Raw genomic sequence first — 22,204 nt, 5'->3', positions numbered from 1 at the left:
CGCCGGACGGCGGGGCCCCGGCACCGAGCTCAGCTGGTGAGCATGCCGCCCTCCACCGGGATCGTCGTCCCGGTGACGTAGCCGCCGGCCTCGCTGACGAGGAAGACGAGGGCGGCCGCGAGCTCCATCGGGTCGCCGGCGCGCCCGGCGAGGACCCGGCTCATCTGCTGGTCGAGGTAGCCCTCGGGGTACTGGTCGGTCATCTCCGAGGCGAAGAAGCCCGGCGCCAGGGCGTTGACCCGGATGCCCTTGCGGCCGGTCCACTGCTGCGCGAGGTCGCGGGTCAGGCCGATCAGCCCCGCCTTGCTCGCCGCGTACGCCGCCTGTGGCAGCCCGGCGGTGGTCAGCCCCAGCACGCTGGAGATGTTGACGATGGAGCTGCCCGGCTGCATCACGCGCCCGCAGGCCTGCGCCATCCAGTAGCAGCCGTTGAGGTTCACGTCGATGACCGACCGGAACTCCTCCGGCTTCTCCCGGGTGGCCGGCGCGGCGGTGCCGATGCCGGCGTTGTTGACCAGCACGTCGACGCGCCCGAACTCGTTCATGGTGGCGTCGACCAGCGCCTGGCAGTCCTCCACCCGCGCCACGTCGGTGCGCACGGTGATCGCCCGCCGGCCCTCGGCCTCGACCGCCTCCTTCGTCGCCGCCATCCGGTCCTCGCGGCGGGCGCCGAGGGCGACGTCGGCCCCGGCCTGCGCCAGCGCCCGGGCGAAGACCACGCCCAGCCCCGAGGACGCCCCCGTCACGATCGCCACCCTGCCGTCGAGCCGGAACATGTCCAGGACGCTCTTGTCCGCCACCGTGCTCTCCCCTCGCTGACCGCACCGTCCCCGGGACCGTATCCGGACTGTGCGGTACATCACCGGCCGGGCGGGTAGGGGGAGCTGCGCGGGCAGCAGGACCCGCGGGGAGGAGGTCGGCATGACGTCGGCACAGCCACCGGGCACGCCGCTGTGGCGGCAGGCGTTCGACGCCGCCGAGAAGGCGGTGACCCCGCACGCGGACAACCTGGTGCGGACCCCCGGGTTCGCCACCGGCGTCACCCTGCTGCGCCGCGCGCAGACACTCGCGCGCGACACCGCACGCGGGGTGTCCGCCCGCGCCTGGCACCTGGTCAACCTGCCCGCCGGCAGCGACCTGGCGCGGCTGCGGGCGCAGATCGGCGCCCTCGACCGCGAGGTGCGCCGGCTGACCGTGCAGCTGGAGAACGAACGGCGCGCCCGTGCCGCCGACCCGACCCCGGAGGAGCCCGATGCCGACGGTCCCCACTCCCCAGGCGGTGCTCGACCGCGTGCGCCGCGACGTCGAGCGCAACACCCTCCGCGCGCGTAACGGCATCAAGCTCGTCGCCGGCGTCGACCGGCCCGGCGTCGGGCTCACGCCCAAGGACGTCGTCTGGCAGCGCGGCCGCACCCAGCTGTGGCACTACCGGAGCGAGGAGGTGCGGTACTCGCCGCCGCTGCTCATCGTCTTCAGCCTGATCAGCCGCAGCTACATCCTCGACCTGACGCCGGGCAACAGCTTCGTCGAGCAGCTGCTCGACGCCGGCTTCGACGTCTACATGGTCGACTGGGGCGAGCCCGACGAGCGCGACGCGCAGAACCGGCTCGAGGACTACGTCGACGACTACATCCCGGCCGCGATCGACCGGGTGCGCGAGATCTCCGGCGCCGACCAGGTCAACCTGTTCGGCTACTGCTTCGGCGGCGACCTGTGCCTGCTGCACGCGGCGCACCACCCCGACGCCCCGGTACGCAGCCTGTCGGTGCTCGCCACCCCGGTCGACTTCACGCAGATGGGGCCGATGGCCGACGTCTTCCGCGGCGGGCTGGAGGTCGACGACGTCCTCGACGACGACGGCAACGTGCCGCCGCGGGTCGTCGTCCAGGGGTTCCGGACCCTCACCCCCACCGCCGAGGTCACCCGCTACGTGACCCTGTGGGAGCGGCTCTGGAACGACGAGTACGTCGCGGCCTACCAGGCGATGACCGGCTGGTCCGACGACCACATCCCGTTCCCCGGCGCGGCCGCCCGGGAGACGGTGCAGATGCTCGTGCGCGACAACGGGATGGTCACCGACCGGCTGACCGTGGGCGGCGACCGGGTGCACCTGTCCGACATCCGGCTGCCGTTCCTCACCGTGCGCGCCGACCGCGACCACATCGTGCCGCCGGGGGCGACCGCGCCGCTGATCGACCTGGTCGGGTCGGAGGACAAGCACGAGCTCCGGCTGAACGCCGGGCACATGGGCCTGGTGGTCGGCCGGACGGCGGCCAAGACCACGGTGCCGGAGATCATCGGGTTCCTCCGGCAGCGCAGCGACGAGCACACGCCCGGCCGGGCCGCCGGGCAGGAGGGATGAGCGTGGAGGTCGTCGAGCTCGGCGAGGCGCACTGCGACGCGCTGCTGCGGTTCTTCCGGTCCCTGCCCGAGGAGGACCTCACCTTCATCGAGGAGGAGGTCACCGACCCCGACGTCGTCCGGTCCTGGGCGTCCGGCGGCGGGACGGCGCGGCGGTTCGTCGCGCTCGACGGCGGCGGGGAGGGGGACGGCGGCGTGGCCGGCTACGTGGCGGTCCGGCGGCTGCCCGGCTGGTCCTCCCACGTCGGCGAGGTCCGGCTGGTGGTCTCCCCCGCCCGTCGCGGCGCGGGCCTCGGCCGCACGCTCGCCCGGCACGCGCTGGTGACGGCGGTCGGCGACGGCCTGAGCAAGCTCGTCGTCGAGGTCGTGGCCGAGCAGGGCAGCGCGCTGGCGCTGTTCACCGGCCTGGGCTTCACCGGGGAGGCGCTGCTGCGCGACCACGTCCGCGACCGCGAGGGGCAGCTGCGCGACCTCATGGTGCTCGCCCACCACGTCGACGAGACGTGGTCGGGCATGGCCACCGTCGGCCTCGACGAGGCGCTGGGCCGAGATCTGAGCTGACTTCCGATCCCGTTCCCCGGCCTCCCTGCAGGGCCCCGCCGCGAGCGGTGGGGGGCAGGGAGGTCCTTCGACTCAGCTAGCTCTCGGTCACCCTGCCGTCCTCGACGGCGAACCGGCGGGTGGTGGCCACGGCGTCGAGCATCCGGCGGTCGTGGGTGACCAGCAGCAGCGTCCCGGGATAGGCGGCCAGCGCGGACTCGAGCTGCTCGATGGCCGGCAGGTCGAGGTGGTTGGTCGGCTCGTCGAGCACCAGCACGTTGACCCCGCGCGCCTGCAGCAGCGCCAGCGCGGCGCGGGTCCGCTCCCCCGGCGAGAGCGTCGCGGCCGGGCGCAGCACGTGCTCGGCGGTGAGGCCGAACTTCGCCAGCAGGGTGCGCACCTCGGCGGTCGGCCAGTCGAGGACCTCCGCGCCGAAGGCGTCCAGCAGCAGCCGGTCGCCGGTGAACAGCCCGCGCGCCTGGTCGACCTCGCCGAGGCGCACCGCCGGGCCGAGCGACGCGCTGCCGGAGTCCAGCGGCACCCGGCCGAGCAGCGCGCCGAGCAGTGTCGTCTTGCCCGAGCCGTTGGGGCCGGTGATCGCCACCCGGTCGCCCCAGTCGACCTGCAGGCTCACCGGTCCGAGGGTGAACTCCCCACGGCGGACGACGGCGTCGCGCAGGGTGGCGACGACGGCGCCGGCGCGCGGGGCCGCGGCGATCGTCATCCGCAGCTCCCACTCCTTGCGGGGCTCCTCGACGACCTCCAGCCGCTCGATGCGCCGCTCGGTCTGTTTGGCCTTGGCGCCCTGCTTCTCCGCCGTCGACCGGTTGTGCGCGGTGATGTGCTTGTCCGGGTCCTTCTTCTTCTTGACCGCGTCGCGCACGCCCTTGGCCAGCCAGTTGCGCTGCATCCGGGCGCGGGCCTCGAGCTCGGCCCGCGTCCCGGCGTACTCCTCGTACTCCTCGCGCGCGTGCCGCCGGGCCACCTCGCGCTCGGCGAGGTAGGCCTCGTAGCCGCCGTCGACCACCCGCACCAGCTGCTGGGCGAGGTCGAGCTCGACGACGCGGGTGACGGTGCGGGACAGGAACTCGCGGTCGTGGCTGACCACGACGACGCCGGCGCGGTTGCCGGTGACGAACCGCTCGAGCTGGTCCAGCCCGGTGAGGTCGAGGTCGTTGGTGGGCTCGTCGAGCAGCAGCAGGTCGTACCGCGACAGCAGCAGGGAAGCCAGGCCCACCCGGGCCGCCTGGCCGCCGGACAGCGCGGGCATCGGCGCGTCGGGGGCGACGCCGGGGGCCACGTCGGCCAGCACCGCCTCCAGCCGCTCCTCGAGGTCGGCGCCGCCGAGTGCCAGCCACCGCTCCAGCGCCTCGCCGTAGGCGTCGTCGGCGCCGGGACGGCCCTCGGCGAGGTCGGCGGTGGCCGTGTCGAGGGCGGCCTGCGCGGCGGCCACGCCGGTGCGCCGGGCGACGGCCGCGGCGACGGTCTCGCCCTCGCGGCGGTCGCGCTCCTGCGGCAGGTGCCCGACGGTCGCCGTCGGCGGGCTCAGCGACACCGAGCCACCGCCGGCGGGCAGCTCGCCGGCGAGGGTGCGCAGCAGGGTGGACTTGCCGGCGCCGTTGACGCCGACCAGGCCGACGACGTCACCGGGCGCGACGACGAGGTCGAGGCCGGAGAAGAGGACGCGGGCGCCGTGGCCGGCGGAGAGGGCGCGCGCGACGAGGGTGGCGCTCATGGGGTGCTCCCGGGAGGACGGTCGGAGAGGGGACGACGTCGGGTCCACGGGTCACAGCACGCCACCACGGTAGCGCGGGGGCGCTCAGTCGTCGTGCGGGTTCCCGGCGTCGTCCCCGTCGTCCACGGTGTCGTCCACGGTGTCGTCCTCGGTGTCGTCGCCGGCGAGGACGTCGTCGGCCATCTCGTCGAGCATCGACTCCAGCGCGTTGTCCTCCTCTCCGGGCGGCCGGCGTCGCACCAGCCAGGGCTGCAGGTGGTCGTAGCCGCGCACCGACACCCGCTTCAGCGGGCGCACCCGGTACTGCCGCAGGCCCCGCAGGTGCCCGGCCAGCACGCGGTCGGCGAGCAGCGTCCCCGGGCGGGCCAGCGAGGTCAGCCGGCTGGCCAGGTTCACCACCGGCGAGTAGACGTCGCCGAGCCGCGTGAGCACCGGCCCGTAGGCGACGCCCACCCGCAGCGGCGGGCGGTCCTCGGTCTCCCACGCGCCGGGCAGCGTCAGGCCGATCTCGACGGCGTCGACGGCGGAGACGGCGGTGTAGAGGACGCCGTCGCCGACGGTCTTCACCACCCGGCCGCGGTGCCGGGCGATGACCTCCGTCGCGGTCGCCTCGAAGGCCTCCACCATCGCACCGAGCTCGCGGCCACCCATGCCGCGGGAGCGGGAGGTGTAGCCGACGAGGTCGGCGAACCCGACGGCGAGCTCCCGGCGGTCGCCGGGCGCGTCGGCCGACATCAGCCGGTCGACGTTGGCCGCCAGGTGCCGGCGCCACACGTAGTCCTGCGTGCGGGCCAGCAGCGGCAGCAGCGTCTCGGCCGCGGCGACGACGTCGACCGGCTCGCCCGCCTCCCGGCCCTGGCGCAGCAGCGCGGCGGCGAGCAGGTCGGTCTGCCAGTCGGCCAGCCGCGACAGCGCCTGCCCGGTGGCGCGGGCGATCGAGGCCTCGGTGCCGGGCTCGACGAAGCCGGAGTCGATGAGCGCCGAGACGGTCGCCAGCGCCCCGACGTCGGCGAGGGTGAAGGCCGGGTCGTCGTCGGCGACGTCGGGGAAGCCGAGCGCGCGCCACAGCCGCTGGGTCCGCTCCGGCGGCATGCCCGCCGCCGCGGCGACCTCCAGGCGCGTCAGCCGGCGCGGCCCGCCGAGCAGCAGGCGCTCCAGCGACTCCCGGAGGGCGGGGTCGGGGCCGGCGGGGTCCACGTCCGGCTCCGGGTCAGCCCGTCGTGTGGACGACGAGGACGTCGCAGTCCGAACGCCGGGTGGCGTCGGCGGGCACCGAGCCCAGCAGCCGCCCCTTGAGGCCGTTGAGCCCGCGGTTGCCGACGACGAGCAGGTCGGCGTCCTCGCGGCGGACGACGTCGAGCAGCGCCTCCACCGGCGAGCCGACGACGGCGACGGTGCGCACCTCCCCCGCGCCCGCGGCCCGCGCCGCCTCCCCCGCCCGGCGGACGGTGTCCTCGGCGGGGTGCGAGCCGACCACCTGGTAGGCCTCGTCGCGCAGCACGTCGCGGGCCCGGGCGAGCTCCCGCTCGTCCTCCTCGGGAGGCAGGTGGGCGCACGCCACGACGAGGGCCGCGCCGCAGGCGCCGGCGAGGGCCCCGGCGCGGGCGACGGCGCGCAGCGAGGAGTCCGAGCCGTCGGTGCCGACGACGACCGTCCGGTAGGCGCTCACGGCCGCACTGTAGTGACCGGCCGCGGCGGCTGTGCCCGCGGTCACGGCGGCGCACCCGATGGGGGCCGCGGGGAAACGGCTGGTGGACGGCGGGTGGACGGCCGGGGCGATCCGCCGCGGCGCGCGGCCGGAGGGGTCGGAACGGTCGGCCGGGTGCGCTTGGATGACCGCAGCACGGGGGTGCAGACGCAGACGAGGAGGACCGATGCCCAGCGGCGTTCCCGCCGGACCCCGGCCGGTGCGGATCGAGGTCACCGGCCTGACCAAGACGTTCGGCTCGGTACGGGCGGTGTCCGACCTCGGCTTCACGGTCGAGCCCGGCGCCGTCACCGGCTTCCTCGGGCCCAACGGCGCGGGCAAGACGACGACGCTGCGCATGGTCCTCGGCCTGGTCACCCCCGACAGCGGCCGCGCCACCTTCGACGGCGTCCCCTACGCGGCGCTGCCCGACCCGGTGCGCACGGTGGGCGCGGTGCTCGAGACCGCCTTCCACCCGGCCCGCTCGGGCCGCGACCACCTGCGCGTGTACTGCCGCGCCGCGGGCCTGCCGGTCTCCCGTGCCGACGAGGCGCTCGAGCGGGTGGGCCTCACCGCCGCCGGGCGGCGGCGCGCCGGCGGCTACTCCCTGGGCATGCGGCAGCGGCTCGCGCTGGCCACCGCGCTGCTCGGCGACCCGCCGGTGCTCGTCCTCGACGAGCCGGCCAACGGCCTCGACCCCGAGGGCATCCTCTGGCTGCGCGGCTTCCTCCGGCACCTGGCCCACGACGAGGGTCGCACCGTGCTGGTGTCGAGCCACCTGCTCGCCGAGATGGAGCAGACCGCCGACCGCGTGGTCATCGTCGGCGCCGGCCGGCTGGTGCGGCAGGGCTCGATCGCCGAGCTCCGCGCCGGCGCCCAGGGCGCCGGCTCGGTCCTCGTCCGCAGCCCCGAGGCCGACCGGCTCGCCGCCGTCCTCACCTCCGGCGGGCTGTCCGCCGCCCGCGGCGACGACGGGCTGGTGACCGTCGAGGGCGCGAGCCCCGCCGACGTCGGGGCGCGGGCCTTCGCCGCGCAGGTGGAGCTGCACGAGCTGCGCGCCGAGAGCACCGGCCTGGAGGACCTGTACTTCCGGCTCACCGCCGGCCAGGAGCAGTTCGCCGCCGGCACCCCCGACCAGCCCACGACCCCCGAGGGAGCGACCCGATGAGCGCGCTCGTCCGCGCCGAGTGGACCAAGTTGTTCACCACCCGTGTGTGGATCGGGCTGCTGGTGGGCGCCTGCGCCCTGACCATCGGCTTCGCCGTCCTGTTCACCGCCTTCGCCGGCAACCCCGAGAGCGGGCTGCCCGCCGTGGGCACCGAGGCCTACGAGCAACTGGCGCTGGCCGTCGCCGCCAACGTGACGGTGCTCTTCCTGATCCTCGGCGTCATCGGCATGACCCAGGAGTACCGGCACCGCACGGCCACGCCGACTTTCCTCACCACGCCGCGGCGCGGCCGGGTGGTGGTGGCCAAGTTGCTGGCCTACGCCGTGGCCGCGGTGCCCTTCGCGCTCCTGGTGCTGGTGGTCAACTACGTCGTCGTCCTGGTCGCCGCGGGCGCACGGGGCGCGGCACCGTCGCTGACCGGGGACAACCTGCAGGTGCTCGGCAACAGCGGGCTGGCGCTGGTCATCTACGCCGTCATCGGCGTGGGCCTGGGGGCGCTGCTGCGCAACCAGGTGGGGGCGATCGTCGGCGGGCTGGTCTACCTGTTCGTGATCGAGCCGATCATCCGCTCGATCCCCGCGACCGCCGGGACCTACAAGTGGCTGCCCGGCGGCGCGCTGGAGGCGATGACGGCGACGTTCGAGGCCCCCGACCTGCTCGAGCGGTGGCAGGGGGCGCTGCTGCTGCTCGGCTACGGTCTGGTGGCGGCGCTGCTGGGCACCCTGCTCGCCGTCCGCCGCGACGTCTCCTGAGCACCGACGCTCCCGAGCACGCCTCCCGGACACGCCTCCCGAGCACCGGCGCCGCCCGAGCCACGGGCACGGCGCCGCTCCCGCACACGACTCCCGAGGACGGGGAACCCCTGCATGACCACCCGCATGACGGTGCAGCGACTCATCCGGCTGGTGGAGGCCGGCGACCTCGAGGCGGTCCGCGCCGCCGTGGGCGAGACGCCGCGGCTGCTGGCCGGCACGGTCGAGCGCGCCGGGGAGAGCGGCTGGACGCCGCTGCACGTGGCCGTCGCCTGCGGGCGGGCCGACGCCGTCCGCGACCTGGCCGCGGCCGGCGCGGACCTCGGGGCGCGCACCGAGTCCGGCCGCACGCCGGTGCACGTCGCCGTCCTGGAGGCGCCGGACCTGGTGCCGCTGCTCGGTGAGCTCGGGGCCCCGGTCGACGCCCCCGCCGCGGCCTGGCTCGACGATCCCGGCCGGCTCTCGGCCGCGCTCGACGACGGCGCCCCGCTCACCGACCCGGTCACCGGCCTGGACCTGCTGACGGTCGCGGCCGCCGGCGGCGCGGCCGGCACCGTGCGGCTGCTGCTCGAGCGCGGGGCCGACCCCGACGGCGGCGCGCTGGCCGCGGCCGCCGCGGCCCGCCGGCCCGACCTGGTGCGCGTGCTGCTCGACGCCGGGGCCCGCGCCGACCGCCGCGACCCCGACACCGGCCGCACCGCGCTGCACGAGGCGGTGTCGGCGGGGACGTCGGCCGGGACGCCCGCCGGGCCGGGGGCCGGACCGGAGGGCGACGCGCCCGAGGTCGTGCGTCTCCTGCTGGCCGCCGGGGCCGACGTCGACGCCACCACCAACGACGGCGCCAGCGCCCTCGACATCAGCCGGGTCGCCGCGGCCCGCCACCGGCGCGACGACGCAGGTCGGGCCGGTGCCCGCGACGCCCTGGTGGACCTCCTGGTGGCCGCCGGCGCGAGCAGCTGACGGCGACCTCGCGGGCGCTGCCGCGGGACCGGCACACCGGCTCCGCACTGCGGGTCGGCCGGGAGGGACGGGCGTAGAGTCAGTCCCCGGTCCAGAGACGTCCACCGACGACGAAGAAGGCACTCGACCCCGTGTCACGCGACAACTCATCCCGGCCGTCCACCACCGGCGCCTCCTCGGCCGTGGCGGGCTTCGGCACCAACGAGTGGCTGGTCGAGGAGATGTACCAGCAGTTCCTCGCCGACCCGTCCAGCGTGGACCAGGCGTGGCACGAGTTCTTCGCCGACTACCGGCCGGGCAGCCCGGTCGCCGCCAGCGACGACCGTGAGCAGGCCCCGGCCCCCGCCCCCGCACCGGCCGCCGCCCCGGCATCGGCCCCCGCGCAGGCGCAGGCCCCGGCGCCCTCGAACGGTGCCGCGCGCCCGGCCGCCGCCGACGCGGCCGCCTCGGCCCCCGCCGCGGCCGCGCCCGCCGCGCCGGCCACCCCGGCCCCGGCCCGCTCCACGCCGGTGCCCGAGCGCACCGAGGCCACCGTCGTCGACCGCGCGGCCGACCGCGCCGACCAGAAGACCGCCGCCGCCCCCGCGCCGAAGCCCGCGGCGAAGCCGGCGCAGCCGGCCGGCGAGGGCCCGAGGCGCGTCCCGCTGCGCGGTGCCGCGGCCAGCGTCGTCAAGAACATGAACGCCTCGCTCACCGTGCCCACGGCGACGAGCGTGCGGGCGGTGCCGGCCAAGCTCCTCGCCGACAACCGCATCGTCATCAACAACCACCTCAAGCGCTCCCGCGGCGGCAAGGTCTCCTTCACGCACCTGATCGGCTACGCGCTGGTCCGGGCGCTGGACGACTTCCCGAACATGAACTCCGCGTTCGCCGAGGTCGACGGCAAGCCGACCCTGGTGCAGCCCGAGCACGTGAACTTCGGCCTGGCCATCGACCTGCCCAAGGCCGACGGCTCGCGCTCCCTCGTCGTCGCCTCGATCAAGGGCGCCGAGGAGATGGACTTCGCCGCGTTCTGGGGCGCCTACGAGGACGTCATCCGCCGCGCGCGGGCGAACAAGCTGACGCTGGAGGACTTCTCCGGCACCACGATCAGCCTGACCAACCCGGGCACCATCGGCACCGTCCACTCGGTGCCCCGGCTGACCGCCGGCCAGGGCGCGATCATCGGCGTCGGCGCCATGGAGTACCCGGCCGAGTTCCAGGGGATGAGCCCCGAGGCGCTCACCGACCTGGGCGTCTCCAAGATCATCACGCTGACGTCGACCTACGACCACCGGATCATCCAGGGCGCCGAGTCCGGCGACTTCCTGCGCCGGCTGCACCAGCTGCTCCTCGGCGAGGACGGCTTCTACGACGACGTCTTCCGGTCGCTGCGCATCCCCTACGAGCCGGTGCGCTGGATGCCCGACGTGCGGGTCAGCCGCGAGGGGCAGATCGACAAGGAAGCCCGGGTCATCGAGGTCATCGAGTCCTACCGGCGCAACGGCCACCTCATGGCCGACACGGACCCGCTCGAGTTCAAGGTCCGCAGCCACCCCGACCTCGACATCCTCCAGCACGGCCTCACGCTGTGGGACCTCGACCGGCCCTTCCCCGTCGGGGGGTTCGCCGGCGAGAAGGTGATGCAGCTGCGCGACATCCTCGGCGTGCTGCGCAACTCCTACTGCCGCACCGTCGGCGTGGAGTACATGCACATCACCGACCCCGAGGAGCGCGAGTGGCTCCAGCAGCGCATCGAGGTCAAGCACGAGCAGCCCGACCGGGAGAAGCAGAAGCACATCCTCGGCCGGCTGAACGCCGCTGAGGCCTTCGAGACCTTCCTGCAGACCAAGTACGTCGGCCAGAAGCGCTTCAGCCTCGAGGGCGGCGAGTCGGTCATCCCGATCCTCGACGAGGTGCTCATCGCCGGCACCGACCACGGCCTCGACGAGGTCGCGATCGGCATGGCGCACCGCGGCCGGCTCAACGTGCTGGCCAACGTGCTCGGCAAGAGCTACTCGAAGATCTTCGGCGAGTTCGAGGGCAACATCGACCCCGGCACCGTCCAGGGCTCGGGCGACGTCAAGTACCACCTCGGCGCGGAGGGCACCTTCGCCAACCCGTTCAAGCCGGGTGCCGAGATCGCCGTCTCGCTGGCCAGCAACCCCTCGCACCTGGAGACGGTCAACCCCGTCCTCGAGGGCATCGTCCGCGCCAAGCAGGACATGATCGACAAGGGCGAGCAGGGCTTCACCGTCCTGCCGGTCCTGCTGCACGGCGACTCGGCGTTCGCCGGGCAGGGCGTGGTCGCGGAGACGCTGAACCTCTCGCAGCTGCGCGGCTACCGCACCGGCGGCACCGTGCACGTCGTCATCAACAACCAGGTCGGCTTCACCACCAGCCCGGCCGCGGCCCGCTCGAGCCTCTACTCGACCGACGTCGCGCGGATGGTCAACGCGCCGGTGTTCCACGTCAACGGCGACGACCCGGAGGCGTGCGTGCGGGTGGCGCGGCTGGCGGTCGAGTACCGGCAGGCGTTCCGCAAGGACGTCGTCGTCGACCTGGTCTGCTACCGCCGGCGCGGGCACAACGAGGGCGACGACCCCTCGATGACCCAGCCGCTGATGTACGACATCATCGACCGCAAGCGCTCGGTCCGGAAGCTCTACACCGAGGCGCTCATCGGCCGCGGCGACATCACGCTGGCCGAGGCCGAGGAGGCCCTCAAGGACTACCGCGACCAGCTGGAGCGGGCCTTCGCCGAGACGCACGACGCCACGGAGACCCCGAAGCCGCAGCCGGTTATGAACCAGCCGGCCCAGCAGGTCAGCACGGTCGCCACCGCCATCACCCCCGAGGTGATGAAGGCGATCGGCGACGCGCACGTCTCGCTGCCGCAGGACTTCACCGTGCACCCGAAGCTCCAGCGGCTGCTCGAGCGGCGCGCGGCCATGGTGAGCGAGGGCGGCATCGACTGGGCGATGGGCGAGCTGCTGGCCTTCGGGTCGCTGCTCATGCAGGGCGTCCCGGTGCGGCTGGCCGGCCAGGACTCCCGCCGCGGCACGTTCGTGCAGCGCCACTCGGTGCTCATCGACCGGGAGACCGCCGGTGAGTACACGCCGCTGGCCAACCTGTCCGAGGAGCAGGCGAAGTTCTTCGTCTACGACTCGCTGCTGTCCGAGTACGCCGCGCTCGGCTTCGAGTACGGCTACTCCGTGGCCAACCCGAAGGCGCTCGTCCTCTGGGAGGCGCAGTTCGGTGACTTCGTCGACGGCGCGCAGATGGTCATCGACGAGTTCATCTCCTCCGGCGAGGCCAAGTGGGGCCAGCGCTCGGGCGTGACGATGCTGCTGCCGCACGGCCTCGAGGGCCAGGGCCCCGACCACAGCAGCGGCCGCATCGAGCGGTTCCTGCAGCTGTGCGCCGAGAACAACATGACGGTCGCCAACTGCTCGACGCCGGGCAACTACTTCCACCTGCTCCGCCGCCAGGCGCTCTCCGACGTGCACCGGCCGCTGGTCGTGTTCACGCCGAAGTCGCTGCTGCGGGCCAAGGCGGCGGTCAGCCCGGTCGCGGACTTCACCGACGAGTCCTTCCGTCCGGTGCTCGGCGACCCGGGTGTGGGCGGCGAGCCGCTCGACGACGCCGCTGTGCGCCGGGTGCTGCTGTGCAGCGGCAAGGTCGCCTACGACCTGGTCGCCCAGCGCGAGGCCGAGGGCCGCGCCGACACCGCGATCCTGCGGGTCGAGCAGCTCTACCCGCTGCCGGCCGAGCAGATCGCCGAGGCGGTCGGCCGGTACCCGAACGCGCAGGACCTCATCTGGGTGCAGGAGGAGCCGGCGAACATGGGCGCCTGGTGGTTCATGGCGCTCGAGCTGCCCGAGCACCTCGGCGGCCGCACGCTGCGCCGGGTCAGCCGCCGCGCCTCCGCCAGCCCCGCCGTGGGCTCGGCGAAGGTGCACGAGGGCGAGCAGAAGGCGCTGGTCGCCGAGGCCTTCGCGGGCTGACGTGTACTTCACTGACCGGGGCCTGGAGGAGCTGGCCGACCGGCGGGGCGGGGAGCAGGTGACCCTCGCCTGGCTGGCCGACCAGCTGCAGGCCTTCGTCGACCAGCACCCCGACTTCGAGGTGCCGATCGAGCGGCTGGCCACCTGGCTGGCCCGCGGCGGCACCGACGACGTCGACGACGACTGATCCCCGGACGCAGCACGATCAGGTGAGCTGATCGTGCTGCGTCCTGGCTCACCTCCCACCGCGAGCCAGGACGCGCGCCGGTGGTCCCGGCTGGTCGTCGGCCCGGAGCGCCTCCGCCACCGGGACCGCACTCCGCGGGACGCTGCGCACGTGCTCGGTCACTCCCATGCCCTCTCCGGCCTGGCCGCCGGCGCGGCGACGCTCCCCTGGGCCCCGGTCGACGGCACCGTCGCGCAGGTGGCGTGGGTGGCCGCCGCCGGCGGGTTCGCCATGCTCCCGGACCTCGACCACTCCGGCTCGACCGTCTCGGACATGTGGGGCCCGGTGACCGACGTGCCCTCCGGCGCCATCGGCCGGCTGGCCGGCGGGCACCGCTGGGGCACCCACGACGCGCTGCTCGCTCCGGTCGCCTTCGGCGCGGTGGCCCTGGCTGCCGCCGACCTGTACTGGTCGAGCCTCGTGGTCATGGCGCTGGCCATCGGGCTGGCGCTGCGGGCGCTGCACTTCGTCATCCCCGGGCGGGCGGAGAACACCGTCGTCGGCAACCTGGTGCTGTCCTTCGGCGGCGCGTGGCTCCTGCTGGCGCACTCGCCGCAGCCGACCTGGCTCCCGTGGGCGGTGGCGCTCGGCGTGCTCACCCACGTCGCCGGCGACCTGATCACCAAGCAGGGCGTGCCGCTGCCGCTGCTGTGGCTGCTCAAGCGCAAGCGGGTGGCCCTGACGCCGATGCGCACGGGCACGACGCTGGAGAAGGCGGTGCTGGCACCGGCGTTCCTGCTGGCCGCCGTCTGGTTCCTCTACACGAACACCGCCGCCCGCGACGTCGTCCACCCCTACCTCCAGGGGTTGCTCAGCCTGGGCTGAGCCGCCGCGCGCGCTAGGTTGCGCTCGCCATGACCGTCCTCCGCACCGCAGCGCGCTGGTCGCTGCCGCTGCTGCGCCCCCTGCCGGGCGCGGTCGCGGCCGCGCTGTGGACCGCCGTCGACACCGGCCGGCCCCCGTGGCGGCCCCGCAAGCGGCGCTGGGACCGCCTGCTGGTGCTCGTCGTCGCCCTCGCCGGCTACGTCACCTGGCTGACCGCCTCGGGCGCGGGCGCCTCCACCCGGCTCTCCAGCGGCCTGTTCCTGCTCACCGGCGCGCCGCTGCTGGCCGGGTTCGTGCTCGCGGTGCGCCGCCCCCTCGACGGCTGGCGCCTGTCGCTGCTCGGCCTCGTCCTCATCGGGTACGCGCTGCCCCCTCCCCCGGCACCGGCGCCCGTGCTCGAGGGCTGGCAGTGGACGCTGTGGTGCCCGGTGCTGCTCGCCGTCGCCTGGGCCTGCACCCGGCGGGTGGCCGTCGGCGTCGCGGTCGTCTCGCTGGTGCTCGTGGTGGTGCTCGGGGCGACGACGCCCTGGCCGGTCGACCTCCGGCTCACGCTGCCCGTCGCGTTCCTCGGCGTCCTGGCCCCGCTGGTGGTCGGCGCGAGCCTGGGCGCCCGGTGGGACGCCCGGCGGGCGCTGGAGGCCGAGCAGGCCCGGACGGCGGAGGCCCAGGCCGCCCGCGGCGCGCTGGCCGAGCGGGCCCGGATCGCGCGGGAGATGCACGACGTCGTCGCCCACCACCTGTCCCTGATCGCGGTCCGCTGCGAGACCGCGCCCTACCGCCTGGCCCCGCTGGACGAGCGGGCCGGCGCGGAGCTGGCCGAGGTGGCCGGCACCGCGCGCACCGCGCTGACCGAGCTGCAGCGGCTGCTCGGCGTGCTGCGCGCCGAGGACCAGGACGCCGAGCGGGCGCCGCAGCCGGGCACCGCCGACCTCGCCGCCCTGTTCGCCGGCGTCCGCGCGGCCGGCACCGACCTGCGGGTGTCGGCGGCCGGCCTCGACCTGCCCGCGGGCCTCGGCCTCAGCGTGTTCCGCATCGTGCAGCAGGCGCTGTCCAACGCCGCCCAGCACGCGCCGGGGGCGCCGGTGGAGGTGACGGTGCGGGAGACCGACGGCGCCGTGCGGGTCGAGGTGGTCAACGGCCCGGGCACCGTGCCGGGCTCCCCCGGCGCCGGCAACGGCCTGACCGGCATGCGCGAGCGGGCCGAGCTGCACGGCGGCCGGCTCGACGCCGGCCCCACGGCCGACGGCGGCTTCCGGGTGCTCGCCGAGCTGCCGCTGGAGGTCGCGCGCCGGTGATCCGGGTGATGCTGGTCGACGACCAGGAGATGGTCCGCGAGGGCTTCGCCGCGCTGCTCGGCGCGCAGCCCGACGTCGAGGTGGTGGGCACCGCCGGCGACGGCGCCGCCGCGCTGGCCACCCACGCCGGCCTCGCCGCCGACGGCCGGGCGCCCGACGTCGTGCTCATGGACGTGCGGATGCCGGTGCTCGACGGGCTGGAGGCCACCCGCGCCCTGCTGTCCGGCGACCCGCCGCACCCCCGGGTGCTGGTGCTCACCACGTTCGACCTCGACGACTACGTCTACGACGCGCTGCGCGCCGGGGCCAGCGGGTTCCTGCTCAAGCACGCGCCGGCCGCCGATCTGCTGCACGCGGTGCGGGTGGTGGCGGCCGGCGACGCGCTGCTCGCGCCGGCGGTGACCCGCCGGCTGATCGCCGACTTCGTGGCCGCCCGCCCCGCCGCCGCGCCCGCGACCCGGCCGCAGGTGCTCGCCGCGCTGACCGAGCGGGAGGCCGAGGTGCTCGCGCTGGTGGCCCGCGGCCTGTCCAACACCGAGATCGCCGCCCGCCTGGTGCTCGCCGAGCAGACGGTGAAGACCCACGTGAGCCGCGTGTTCACCAAGTTGGGGCTGCGCGACCGGGCGCAGGCGGTGGTACTGGCGTACGAGACGGGGCTGGTCTCCCCCGGCTCCTGAGTACCCCGGTAGCGCCCGCAGGTGGGCTCCCCGGTGTGACGATCCGCGGGCCCGGTGTGCCTAGCGTCGGGCAGCGTGAGAAACCGGTGGACCGCATCGTTCCTGCTGGTCAGCGCACTGTGGACGGCGTCCGCCCCGCTGTCGGAGGCCGCCGTCCCGCCGCCCGTGCGGCTCGACGCCGCGTGCGCCGCCGACCTCGCCGCGCGGCTGGGCCCGGTGGGGGTGCTGGGCTGCGACCCGGCCGGCCGGGGCCTGGCCGTCGTCGTCCTCGGCGACCTCGCGACAGCGCGCTCGGTGGCCGTGCTGGTGCCCGGGTCCGACACCGACCTGGCCCGGCTGCACGACCCCGCCGAACCGCAGCGGCGCCCGTACGGCTGGGCCCGGGCGCTGTCCGACGCCGGCGGCCCGGACCTCGCCGTCGTCCTGTGGGTGGGGTACGTGACGCCGGACGGGCTGGGCGTGGACGCGGCGAGCGGCCGGCTCGCCCGCGCGGGGGCCACCGCGCTGGTGCGGTTCGTCGACGACCTGCGGGCCGGGCCGGCCGCCGCGGCGCGCGTGACGGTGGTCGGGCACAGCTACGGCGCCGTCGTCACGGCGCTCGCCGCGCCGGACCTCGCGGCCGAGGACCTGGTGCTCGTGGGCAGCCCCGGGGCCCGCGCCCGGTCGGTGGCGGACCTGAGCACCGGCGCCCGGGTGTGGGCCGGACGGGCGGACGCCGACTGGATCGGACGGGTGCCGAACGTGCGGATCGGCGACCTCGGGCACGGCGGCGACCCGGCCGGCCCCGCCTTCGGCGCGCGCCCGCTGCCGGTCGACGGCGTGACCGGGCACGACGGCTACCTCACGCCGGGGACTGCGTCGCTGGACGCGATCGCCCGGATCGCCACCGCTCCCGCGGGCGGTGCGGCGTGACCCGCGACCGCGGGCCGGACCTGCTGCGCGCGCTGGCGCTCGCCGGCGTCGTCCTGGGGCACTGGCTGGTCACCGCGCCCGGGGCGCCCGGGGCGGTGGACGGCCGGGTGGTCGTGCGCAGCCCGCTCGCGGAGATGCCCGGGCTCGCGCCGGTGAGCTGGCTGCTGCAGACGCTGGCCCTGTTCTTCCTCGTCGCCGGCTGGGCGGCGGCCCGGGGCGCCGGCCGGGAGCGGCGGTGGTCGCGGACGTCGCGCCGGGCCGCCGCGCCCGTGGGCGTCCTGGTCGCCGCGGTGGCCGGCCTCGCGGTCGCGCTGGCGGTGGCCGGTGCGTCGCAGGGAGTGGTGCGGACCGTCGTCACGCTGTCGCTGCGGCCACTGTGGTTCCTCGGCGTGTACCTGGTGCTCTCGCTGGCGACGCCGCTGCTGGTGCGGCTGGACGCCCGCCTCGGCGCGGCGGCCGCCGTCCTCCCGCTCGGGCTCGCCCTGGCCGGCCCGCTGGTGCCCGGGACCGCCGGGGCGCTGGGGACCACGCTGGCCGCGTGGTGGGTGTCCTGGCAGCTCGGGGTCGCGGCGGCCCGGCGCGAGCCCGGGCGGGGCCCCTGCGTGGCGCTGCTGGCCGGCGGGGCGCTCGCCGTCGTCCTGCTGGTGACCGCCGGGGGGCTCCCGGCGACCGCGGTCGGCGTCCCGGGGGCGGGGGCCTCCAACCTCGACCCGCCGTCGGCGGCCACGCTCGCCCTGGGCCTGGCGCAGGCCGGCGCCGCCGGGCTGCTGCTGCCGCTGCTGCGCCGGGCGCGCGGGCCGCTGCCCGACGCCGCCGTCGCCGCCGGGCGGTCGGCGCTGCCGGTCTTCCTGCTGCACCAGCCGCTGTTCGTGCTCCTGTGGCTCGGCGCCCTGCCGCTGGCGCCGGTCCCGGGGCTGCACGACGTCCCCGACGGCGCGGGCTGGCTGCTCGCCCGCGCCGGCTGGGTGCTCGCGCTCGCCGGGCTGCTCACCGTGGCGGTGCGGGCGCTCGGGGCGCGCCGGGCAGCCGGCCGCTACGGTGCCCCGCTGTGACCGTCGTCGCACCGCGCCTGTCCCGGGGCACGCACCTGGGCTACGCCGTGGGCTCCATCGGCACCGCCGCCTTCGGCACCGTGCCCGGCCTGCTGCTCCTCCACTACCTGACCGACGAGCTCGGCGTCGCCGCGGGCCTGGCCGGCCTGGTCGTGTTCGCACCCAAGGCGTGGGACGTGCTGCTCAACCCGTGGATCGGCAGCCGCTCGGACCGCACGACCGGCCGCTGGGGTCCGCGCCGGCCGTGGATGCTGGCCGGGGGGCTGGCCCTGCCGCCGCTGTTCGTGCTGGTGTTCGCCGGCCCGGGCGACCCGCCGGCGGCGGCCGCGGCCTGGGTGGCGGTCACCTTCCTGCTCGCGGCCACCGCCTACGGCTGCTTCCAGGTGCCCTACGTCGCCCAGCCGGCCGAGATCACCGACGACCCGGGCGAGCGCGCGACGCTCATGTCGTGGCGGGTCGCCGCCCTCGCGCTCGGCATCCTGCTCGCCGGCGCGGGCGCCCCGGCGGTCGTCGACGCGTTCGGCGGCGGGCGCGGCGGCCACCTGGCCATGGCCGTCTTCGTGGCGCTGCTGCTGGCCGGCGGGATGCTCGGCGCGGTCGCCGGCACCCGCCGCGCGCCCACCCTCACCCGCGTGACCAGCGAGGGCCGGCTCGGCGCCACGCTGGTGCTCGCCTGGCGGTCCCGGCCGTTCCGGGTGCTGCTCACCGGCTTCGTGGTCCAGGCGCTCGGCATCGGCGTGATGCTCGCCGGGGTCCCCTACTTCTCCGAGCAGGTGCTCGGCGACGCCGCGGCGGGCTCGCTGCTGTTCGCCGCGCTGGTCGGCCCCGCGATCGTGGTCATGCCGCTGTGGCTGCGGGTGAGCCGGCGGCTGGGCAAGCGCACCGGGCTGCTGGCGTCCTCGGCGCTGTTCACCGCGGGCGCCGCGGCGCTGGCGCTCGTCGGGCCGGGCGGCACCGGGCTCGCCCTGGTCCTCGTCGTCCTGGTCGGGGTCGGCTACGCCGGGATGCAGATGTTCCCGCTGGCGATGCTGCCCGACGTCGTCGCCGCCGACGAGGCCGCCTCCGGGCAGCGGCGCGCGGGCGTGTTCACCGGCGTCTGGACGGCGGCGGAGACCCTCGGCCTCGCCGTCGGCCCGGGCCTGCTCGGGCTGCTGCTCGCGGCGGCCGGCTACGTCTCCTCCGCCGGTGGCGACGCCGTCCAGTCCGACGGCGCGGTGCTCGCCGTGCGGCTGGGGTTCTCCGTCGTCCCGGCGCTGTTCGTGCTCGCCAGCCTCCCGGTGCTGGCCCGCTACCGGCTCGACCCCGTCCCCGACCGGCCCCAGGAGGTCCCCGCGTGACGCCGCAGGAGGTGCTGGCCGAGCTCACCGCGCTGCAGGCCGGCGACGTGCCCACCCACGGAGGCTCGACGATGGCCTACGTCTACGACTCCGGGCTGGCCGGCGTCGAGGACCTCGCCGCCGCGGCGCAGGCCGCGTTCCAGTGGACCAACGCGCTCGACCCGACCGCCTTCCCCAGCGTCGCCCGCATCGAGGACGACCTGGTGGGCGCGGCGGCCGACCTGCTCGGCGGCGGCCCGGCGACGGTCGGCACGGTGACCAGCGGCGGCACCGAGAGCTGCCTGCTGGCGGTGCTGGCCGCCCGCGAGCGGTGGCGGGCGCGGGGCGGCACCGGGCGGGCCCGGCTGGTCCTGCCGGTCACCGCGCACGCGGCGTTCCGCAAGGCCGCGCACCTGTTCGACCTCGAGGTCGCCGACGTCGCCGTCGACCCGGTCACCTGCCGCGCGCTGCCGTCGGCGGTCGCGGAGGCGCTGGACGACCGCGCCGCGCTGGTCGTGGTCAGCGCGCCGTCCTACCCGCACGGCGTGCTCGACCCGGTCGGCGAGGTGGCCGCCCTGGCCGCCGCCGCGGGCGTCCCCTGCCATGTCGACGCCTGCATCGGCGGATGGGTGCTGCCCTTCCTCGACGACGTCCCCGGGCCCTTCGACCTGTCGGTGCCCGGCGTGAGCTCGCTGTCGGTGGACCTGCACAAGTACGGCTACGCACCCAAGGGCGTCTCGGTGCTGCTCACCGCCGAGCCCGAGCTGCGGCAGGGGCACTGGTTCAGCACCGCCGGCTGGCCCGGCTACCCGGTGGTCAACCCGACGCTGGCCGGCACCCGCCCGGCCGGGCCGATGGCCGCCGCCTGGGCGGTGCACCGCTGGCTGGGCCGCGACGGCTACGCGGGGCTCGCCCGGGCCACCCGGGCGGCGACGGTGGCGCTCGCCGAGGGCGCGGGGGCGATCCCGGGTCTGCGGGTGGTGGGGACGCCGGTGGCCACGCTGGTCGCGCTCGCGCAGGACGGCCCGGACGGCGTCGACGTGCTCAACCTCGCCGACGAGGCGACCGCCCGCGGCTGGCTGCTGCAGCCCCAGCCGCCGTTCGCCCAGCCGGGCGGGGCCGACCTGCCCGCCACGCTGCACCTCACCGTCACCGGCGCCACCGCCGGCCGGGTGGACGCGCTGCTGGCCGACCTCGCCGGCGCCGCCCGCGCCGCCGCCGCGCTGCCCCGCCCGGTGGCCGACCCGGGGCTGGTGGCGGCCGCGGCCGCGATCGACCCGGCGGCGCTCACCGTCGCCGAGGTCGACGCGCTGCTGGAGCTGGCCGGCGTCGGCGGCGGGCGGCTGCCCGAGCGGATGGCGCCGGTGCACGCCCTGGTGGCCGCGCTCCCCCGCCCGGTGGCCGAGCGGCTGCTGGCCGGCGTCCTCGACCTGGTCTACCGGCCCCGCCGGGCGGCGCTCAGCGGGTGACGCCCTGCTCCCGCGCGCAGGCGGCCACGGCCTCGGCGACCGCGGTGGCCACCCGCCGGTCCAGCGGGCTCGGCACCACGTACCCCGGGGCGAGGTCGTCGCCGACGACGCCGGCGATCGCCTCGGCGGCAGCCAGCTCCATCTCCTCGGTGATGGCCGTCGCGCCGGCGTCGATGGCGCCGCGGAAGACCCCGGGGAAGGCCAGCACGTTGTTGATCTGGTTGGGCAGGTCGCTGCGCCCGGTGGCGACGACGGCGGCGTACCGGGCGGCCATCTCCGGGTCGACCTCCGGCGTCGGGTTCGCCAGGGAGAACACGATGCAGCCGGGCGCCATCGAGGCGATCGCGGCCTCGGGCACGGAGCCGCCGGACAGGCCGAGGTAGACGTCGGCGCCCTCGAGGGCGCCGGTCATCGTGCCCGCGTACCCCGAGCGGTTGGTGTTCTCGGCGACCCAGCGTTTCACCGGCGTGAGGTCCTCGCGGCCGGGGTGCAGCACGCCGCGGGAGTCGGCCACGCAGATGTCCCCGACCCCGGCGCCGAGCAGGATCCGCGTGCAGGCGATGCCCGCCGCGCCGGCGCCGGCCACGACCACCCGCAGGTCGGCCAGGGTGCGGCCGGTGACCCGGGCCGCGTTGCGCAGCGCGGCGAGCACGACGATCGCCGTCCCGTGCTGGTCGTCGTGCATGACCGGCACGTCGAGCCGCTCGCGCAGCCGGTCCTCGATCTCGAAGCAACGCGGGGCGCTGATGTCCTCGAGGTTGATCCCGCCGAACGACGGCGCGATGGCGGCGACGGTCTCCACGATCCGGTCGACGTCGGTCGTCGACAGCACGACCGGCACCGCCGACAGCCCGGCGAACTCGCTGAACAGGCAGGCCTTGCCCTCCATCACCGGCAGCGCCGCGGCCGGCCCGATGTCCCCGAGCCCCAGGACGGCGGTGCCGTCGGAGACCACCGCGACGACGCGGGGCGCCCAGGTGAACCGCCGGGCCAGCTCCGGCTCGGCGGCGATGGCGCTGGAGACGCGGGCGACGCCCGGGGTGTAGGTGAGCGCGAGGTCCTCGCGCGACCCGATGCCGCGGGTGGGACGCACCACGAGCTTCCCGCCCTCGTGCACCCCGAAGGCGGGGTCGGAGGCGAAGCGGTCCTCCGCCGGGGCCTGCGGCGTGCGGTCGGCAGCGGTCGCGGGCGAGCCCGTCTCTGCGCTCATGGACCCCGGAGGGTAGTGCGGTGCCGGGGGCCC

20 protein-coding genes are annotated in these 22,204 nt (G+C 76.2%); 15 read left to right on the top strand and 5 right to left on the bottom strand.

Annotated elements, in window-relative coordinates; genetic code table 11:
• Positions 1-29: 29 nt before the first annotated feature.
• Positions 30-800: an SDR family NAD(P)-dependent oxidoreductase gene (locus tag ACI79X_RS17750; RefSeq protein WP_457026736.1), complete on the bottom strand. Its 771-nt coding sequence runs from the start codon at positions 798-800 to the stop codon at positions 30-32.
• A gap of 121 nt (positions 801-921) precedes the next feature.
• On the opposite strand from ACI79X_RS17750, the gene ACI79X_RS17745 reads away from it, so the two are divergent.
• Genes ACI79X_RS17745 through ACI79X_RS17735 form a run of 3 tightly spaced genes read left to right on the top strand, consistent with a single transcriptional unit; the run spans position 922 to position 2,922 of the window.
• On the top strand, positions 922-1,332 hold the full coding sequence (locus ACI79X_RS17745; protein ID WP_457026735.1) for a hypothetical protein: 411 nt from the start codon (positions 922-924) through the stop codon (positions 1,330-1,332).
• Positions 1,253-2,362 carry an alpha/beta fold hydrolase gene (locus tag ACI79X_RS17740; RefSeq protein ID WP_457026734.1) on the top strand — a complete coding sequence of 370 codons (1,110 nt, stop codon included), beginning with the start codon at positions 1,253-1,255 and terminating at the stop codon, positions 2,360-2,362. The genes ACI79X_RS17745 and ACI79X_RS17740 overlap by 80 nt, the downstream gene beginning before the upstream one ends.
• The gene (locus ACI79X_RS17735) at positions 2,359-2,922 is read left to right on the top strand and encodes an N-acetyltransferase family protein (protein ID WP_457026733.1); all 564 of its coding nucleotides are present in this window, start codon (positions 2,359-2,361) and stop codon (positions 2,920-2,922) included. Before ACI79X_RS17740 ends, ACI79X_RS17735 begins: the two co-directional genes overlap by 4 nt.
• 76 nt (positions 2,923-2,998) lie before the next feature.
• Here ACI79X_RS17735 and ACI79X_RS17730 read toward each other — a convergent pair whose 3' ends face one another.
• The 3 genes from ACI79X_RS17730 to ACI79X_RS17720 all read right to left on the bottom strand — a co-directional run bounded on the left by ACI79X_RS17730 (position 2,999) and on the right by ACI79X_RS17720 (position 6,305).
• Positions 2,999-4,636, bottom strand: coding sequence for an ABC-F family ATP-binding cassette domain-containing protein (locus ACI79X_RS17730; RefSeq protein ID WP_457026732.1), 1,638 nt, complete (start codon positions 4,634-4,636; stop codon positions 2,999-3,001).
• Positions 4,637-4,720: 84 nt separating this feature from the next.
• Complete coding sequence (locus ACI79X_RS17725) at positions 4,721-5,833, bottom strand: adenylate/guanylate cyclase domain-containing protein (RefSeq protein WP_457026731.1); 1,113 nt, start codon at positions 5,831-5,833, stop codon at positions 4,721-4,723.
• 13 nt (positions 5,834-5,846) lie between these two features.
• Positions 5,847-6,305: a universal stress protein gene (locus ACI79X_RS17720; RefSeq protein ID WP_457026730.1), complete on the bottom strand. Its 459-nt coding sequence runs from the start codon at positions 6,303-6,305 to the stop codon at positions 5,847-5,849.
• A gap of 205 nt (positions 6,306-6,510) precedes the next feature.
• Here ACI79X_RS17720 and ACI79X_RS17715 point away from each other — a divergent pair, with 205 nt between their 5' ends.
• The 12 genes from ACI79X_RS17715 (at position 6,511) to ACI79X_RS17660 (ending at position 20,961) form a co-directional block, all read left to right on the top strand.
• Entirely contained in the window at positions 6,511-7,491 is a 981-nt protein-coding gene (locus ACI79X_RS17715) for an ABC transporter ATP-binding protein (protein WP_457026729.1), read from the top strand.
• A complete protein-coding gene (locus ACI79X_RS17710; protein WP_457026728.1) occupies positions 7,488-8,243 on the top strand; it encodes an ABC transporter permease in 756 nt (251 codons plus the stop codon). Before ACI79X_RS17715 ends, ACI79X_RS17710 begins: the two co-directional genes overlap by 4 nt.
• 114 nt (positions 8,244-8,357) lie before the next feature.
• Positions 8,358-9,203 carry an ankyrin repeat domain-containing protein gene (locus tag ACI79X_RS17705; protein WP_457026727.1) on the top strand — a complete coding sequence of 282 codons (846 nt, stop codon included), beginning with the start codon at positions 8,358-8,360 and terminating at the stop codon, positions 9,201-9,203.
• A gap of 131 nt (positions 9,204-9,334) precedes the next feature.
• On the top strand, positions 9,335-13,189 hold the full coding sequence (locus ACI79X_RS17700) for a multifunctional oxoglutarate decarboxylase/oxoglutarate dehydrogenase thiamine pyrophosphate-binding subunit/dihydrolipoyllysine-residue succinyltransferase subunit (RefSeq protein ID WP_457026726.1): 3,855 nt from the start codon (positions 9,335-9,337) through the stop codon (positions 13,187-13,189).
• A gap of 1 nt (position 13,190) precedes the next feature.
• Positions 13,191-13,376, top strand: a complete 186-nt coding sequence (locus ACI79X_RS17695) for a DUF6104 family protein (RefSeq protein ID WP_089402373.1) — start codon at positions 13,191-13,193, stop codon at positions 13,374-13,376.
• 150 nt (positions 13,377-13,526) lie between these two features.
• On the top strand, positions 13,527-14,240 hold the full coding sequence (locus tag ACI79X_RS17690; RefSeq protein ID WP_457026725.1) for a metal-dependent hydrolase: 714 nt from the start codon (positions 13,527-13,529) through the stop codon (positions 14,238-14,240).
• Between the two features lie 29 nt (positions 14,241-14,269).
• Entirely contained in the window at positions 14,270-15,535 is a 1,266-nt protein-coding gene (locus tag ACI79X_RS17685) for a sensor histidine kinase (RefSeq protein ID WP_457026724.1), read from the top strand.
• Complete coding sequence (locus ACI79X_RS17680; RefSeq protein ID WP_457026723.1) at positions 15,532-16,212, top strand: response regulator; 681 nt, start codon at positions 15,532-15,534, stop codon at positions 16,210-16,212. The genes ACI79X_RS17685 and ACI79X_RS17680 overlap by 4 nt, the downstream gene beginning before the upstream one ends.
• A gap of 75 nt (positions 16,213-16,287) precedes the next feature.
• Complete coding sequence (locus ACI79X_RS17675; protein WP_457026722.1) at positions 16,288-17,124, top strand: alpha/beta hydrolase; 837 nt, start codon at positions 16,288-16,290, stop codon at positions 17,122-17,124.
• Positions 17,121-18,176: an acyltransferase family protein gene (locus ACI79X_RS17670; RefSeq protein WP_457026721.1), complete on the top strand. Its 1,056-nt coding sequence runs from the start codon at positions 17,121-17,123 to the stop codon at positions 18,174-18,176. Before ACI79X_RS17675 ends, ACI79X_RS17670 begins: the two co-directional genes overlap by 4 nt.
• On the top strand, positions 18,173-19,513 hold the full coding sequence (locus tag ACI79X_RS17665) for an MFS transporter (protein ID WP_457026720.1): 1,341 nt from the start codon (positions 18,173-18,175) through the stop codon (positions 19,511-19,513). Before ACI79X_RS17670 ends, ACI79X_RS17665 begins: the two co-directional genes overlap by 4 nt.
• Positions 19,510-20,961 (top strand): pyridoxal phosphate-dependent decarboxylase family protein, encoded by a 1,452-nt coding sequence (locus ACI79X_RS17660; protein WP_457026719.1) that lies wholly within the window; start codon positions 19,510-19,512, stop codon positions 20,959-20,961. The genes ACI79X_RS17665 and ACI79X_RS17660 overlap by 4 nt, the downstream gene beginning before the upstream one ends.
• On the opposite strand, the gene ACI79X_RS17655 is transcribed toward ACI79X_RS17660, so the two are convergent.
• Positions 20,951-22,171 (bottom strand): NAD(P)-dependent malic enzyme, encoded by a 1,221-nt coding sequence (locus tag ACI79X_RS17655; protein WP_457026718.1) that lies wholly within the window; start codon positions 22,169-22,171, stop codon positions 20,951-20,953. The two genes, ACI79X_RS17660 and ACI79X_RS17655, sit on opposite strands and share 11 nt — an antisense overlap.
• Positions 22,172-22,204: the final 33 nt, after the last annotated feature.

Source organism: Geodermatophilus sp. SYSU D01119 (assembly GCF_054049975.1).
Note: the sequence above shows the minus strand (reverse complement) of the source record. Positions and strands in the feature narration are given on the sequence as shown.

Bases quoted from the DNA above. Each gene is read 5' to 3' on its own strand.
- ACI79X_RS17735 (WP_457026733.1), top strand. From the start codon at position 2,359: ATGAGCGTGGAGGTCGTCGAGCTCGGCGAGGCGCACTGCGACGCGCTG.
- ACI79X_RS17655 (WP_457026718.1), bottom strand. From the start codon at position 22,171: ATGAGCGCAGAGACGGGCTCGCCCGCGACCGCTGCCGACCGCACGCCG.
- ACI79X_RS17740 (WP_457026734.1), top strand. From the start codon at position 1,253: ATGCCGACGGTCCCCACTCCCCAGGCGGTGCTCGACCGCGTGCGCCGC.
- ACI79X_RS17685 (WP_457026724.1), top strand. From the start codon at position 14,270: ATGACCGTCCTCCGCACCGCAGCGCGCTGGTCGCTGCCGCTGCTGCGC.
- ACI79X_RS17715 (WP_457026729.1), top strand. From the start codon at position 6,511: ATGCCCAGCGGCGTTCCCGCCGGACCCCGGCCGGTGCGGATCGAGGTC.
- ACI79X_RS17705 (WP_457026727.1), top strand. From the start codon at position 8,358: ATGACCACCCGCATGACGGTGCAGCGACTCATCCGGCTGGTGGAGGCC.
- ACI79X_RS17730 (WP_457026732.1), bottom strand. From the start codon at position 4,636: ATGAGCGCCACCCTCGTCGCGCGCGCCCTCTCCGCCGGCCACGGCGCC.
- ACI79X_RS17745 (WP_457026735.1), top strand. From the start codon at position 922: ATGACGTCGGCACAGCCACCGGGCACGCCGCTGTGGCGGCAGGCGTTC.
- ACI79X_RS17710 (WP_457026728.1), top strand. From the start codon at position 7,488: ATGAGCGCGCTCGTCCGCGCCGAGTGGACCAAGTTGTTCACCACCCGT.